The organism is Candidatus Infernicultor aquiphilus (genome assembly GCF_002784285.1).
In the GTDB taxonomy this organism is placed as follows: domain Bacteria; phylum Atribacterota; class Phoenicimicrobiia; order Phoenicimicrobiales; family Phoenicimicrobiaceae; genus Infernicultor; species Infernicultor aquiphilus.
Genome location: NZ_PFKO01000123.1, coordinates 1 through 3201, shown reverse-complemented (window position 1 = coordinate 3201; position 3201 = coordinate 1). Strand labels below are relative to the sequence as shown.

At 35.3% G+C, this 3201-nt stretch carries 4 protein-coding genes; all 4 read right to left on the bottom strand.

Annotated features, from left to right (window positions below; genetic code table 11):
- The coding region (locus tag COZ07_RS03540) for a pyruvate carboxylase subunit B (protein ID WP_406607209.1) at positions 1-839 on the bottom strand (839 nt) is incomplete at its 3' end.
- Between the two features lie 194 nt (positions 840-1033).
- A complete protein-coding gene (locus COZ07_RS03535) occupies positions 1034-2152 on the bottom strand; it encodes a sodium ion-translocating decarboxylase subunit beta (RefSeq protein WP_406607208.1) in 1119 nt (372 codons plus the stop codon).
- A gap of 19 nt (positions 2153-2171) precedes the next feature.
- Positions 2172-2585 carry a biotin/lipoyl-containing protein gene (locus COZ07_RS03530; protein WP_406607207.1) on the bottom strand — a complete coding sequence of 138 codons (414 nt, stop codon included), beginning with the start codon at positions 2583-2585 and terminating at the stop codon, positions 2172-2174.
- A 24-nt stretch (positions 2586-2609) separates the two neighbouring features.
- Positions 2610-2978, bottom strand: coding sequence for an OadG family protein (locus COZ07_RS03525; RefSeq protein WP_406607206.1), 369 nt, complete (start codon positions 2976-2978; stop codon positions 2610-2612).
- Positions 2979-3201: the final 223 nt, after the last annotated feature.

Sequence of the window (3201 nt, the reverse complement as noted above, 5' to 3'; positions counted from 1 at the left end):
GACAGCATTCCTCCCGGAATCTGATAAGTTAATACTCGTGTATCTATATCTTGAACGTTAGACTCCATTTCTTTATGATTTTCTCTTACTTTTCTAAAATAAGCAGAAATTTCATAAGCCAGTTTTAAATCTAATCCAGTATCATAAGGCGTTCCCCTCAAAGTTTCCACCAAAGGTTCCACGGCAGGTTGAGAGGTTTGAAGAGCTAAAGAAGATATCGCTGTATCTACCACATCTACTCCAGCTTCTACGGCTTTTAAGTAAGCCATCATCCCCATCCCACTGGTAAAATGACAATGCAGTTGAAGGGGTATGGAGACAACTTCTTTAATAGCTTTAATTAAAGCAAAAGCTTCATAAGGAGAAATTAAGCCGGCCATATCTTTTATGCAAATCGAATCTGCTCCCATCTGCTCCATTTCTTGAGCCATTTTTACGAAGGCATCATGGGTATGAACTGGACTTATAGTATAACAGACAGCTCCTTGAATATGAGCACCCTCTGATTTAACTACTTTAAAAGCAGTCTCCATATTACGAATATCGTTTAGAGCATCAAAAATGCGGATAATGTCTAACCCATTAGCTATTGCCCTTTTTATAAATTCGGTTACCACGTCATCAGAATAATGTTTATAACCTAATATATTCTGTCCCCGTAATAACATTTGAAGCTTGGTATTAGGAAGATGCTTTCTTAAAGTTCTCAATCTCTCCCAAGGGTCTTCATTAAGAAACCGCAGGCAACTATCAAAAGTAGCCCCTCCCCAGATTTCCATGGAATAAAATCCCACTGCGTCTAATTTATCACAGATAGGCACCATCTCCTCGATAGTCATACGAGTAGCTATTAATGATTGCTGGGCATCACGCAAAGTGGTATCGGTAATCTTCAGGGGGTGAGTTTTTAACAATTTTCCTTCTTGTAAAGAATCAGTATTTTTTAAAGAATTATTATTTTCTATCTTCATATTATTAGAGATTCCTATTTTTGATTCTATTTTTTTCACGATAGGCAATATTAAGGTTAGCTTTATTTCAATAAAGCTAACATTACTCCAGCAGCAACCGCAGTTCCTATTACTCCTGATACATTAGGGCCCATAGCATGCATTAATAAAAAGTTTTTTGGATCTGCTTCTCGACCGACTTTCTGAACCACTCTTGCAGACATAGGTACTGCAGATACTCCGGCAGCACCAATTAAAGGATTAATCTTTCCGCCAGTAATTTTATTTAATAACTTCCCAAACAAAACTCCCCCCGCTGCACTAAAAGCAAAAGCAATTAAACCTAAAATTATTATTTTAATAGTCTGAAAGGTTAAAAAATATTTGGCTTGCATGGTAGCTCCAACACAGGTAGCCAAAAATATAGTAACAATATTAATCAATTCATTCTGAGCCGTATTTGACAATCTATTCACTACTAAACTCTCTCTAAATAAATTTCCTAACATTAACATACCAATAATAGGAACCGAAGGTGGTAATAAAAGACCAATTAAAACGGTTGAAATAATGGGAAAGAGTATCCTTTCTGCACGAGATACTGGCCTGAGTTGTTTCATAACTATCTTTCTCTCCTCAGGGGTAGTCAATAATTTCATTATGGGAGGTAGAATTAAAGGAACTAATGACATATAAGAATATGCTGCCACTGCAACTGCCCCTAATAAATGAGGAGCCATTTTCACGGTAAGATAAATAGCCGTTGGTCCATCCGCTCCTCCAATAATTCCTATGGAAGCTGCTTCTTGAATAGTAAAGCCTAAAATTTCTGCCCCAATTAAAGCAATAAAAACACCTATTTGAGCTGCTGCTCCCAAAAGGAGAGTTATAGGATTAGAAAGTAAGGGACCAAAATCCGTCATTGCTCCAATACCCATAAATATTAAACAAGGAAATATTTCATGATTTATCCCAAAGGAGATAAAATATAAAAGACCTCCTTCCTCCATTAACCCAGCTAAAGGTAAATTCACTAATACTGCTCCAAAGCCGATGGGCAGAAGAAGCAAAGGCTCAAACTTCTTTGCTATAGCAAGATATAATAATACTCCTCCCACCAGAAGCATTATTATATTACCTTTAGTAAGTGCGGCAAAACCAGAAAGAGTAAATAAAGAAAGGACTTTCATTAAAAGATTCATTTAAATTCTCCTTTCTATCCTAACCTATCACCATCAAGATATCACCTGTATCAACCATATCATTTGCAGTTACATTTATTTTTTTTACATTTCCAGAGGTATCAGCTACAATTTCATTTTCCATCTTCATTGCCTCTAAGATTAATAAAGTATCTCCTACTTTTATACTATCTCCTTCCGATACTTTTAGCTGGAGTATCTTACCCGGCATAGGTGCTAATACTTCTTCTCCAGCTACCGCTGCAGTTGGTGCTTTAGAGGAAGCTGGGTTATCTGAAACCTTAGCCGATTTTGATTTTACCGGTTCTTCTTTTACTTTTGTTATTATAGGCGAGGGGGCAGAAACAGTTCCTTCTGAAGCTTTATTTTCACCTACTTCTTCTACCTCAACATCGTATACTTTTCCTTCCACCTTAATTATAAATTTTCTCATTCTATTTATAGTCCTCCTCTTTCCTCAATATTTTATATTTTTACCTAACATTAATTCTTGTCTCCCCAGAGTAGTCCAGGGAGAAATAACCGATGGTTTATATTTCTTAAGGTGTAATATTTTAATTTTACTTTTCGGTTTTTCTAAATATGAAGCTACCGCTGCAGTAATTAATGCTACTAATTTACCTTCAACTTCTTCATTTTCTTTTATTAAATTAGTACTGCTTAGTGGAGGAACAATTTTGTTTTCTTTAGGTATCTTCTTTGTTTCTTTAATTCCAACGATATTTTTTAACAATACCATAACTAAAGCTAATCCTCCTAGAATTAAAAATACCAAAGTCATATCTATAACTGCCAGTTGTAGAGCTCCACCAATTCCTTCAAACATCTTTTCTTTCCTCCTTCTGATTAGTCGTTAGTTGGTTATTTGGTTAGTTAGTTACTTAGTTAGTTGGTTATTTGGTTAAATAATATCTATCGATAAAATACCTAATAAATAATTTATTACTGCTAAACTCTTAAACTAGCTAACTAGCTAACCGGGTAACTAAATAACTATATGTTAATTACACTGGAAAATTACCGTGTTTCTTTGCTGGTCTACTTTCCCT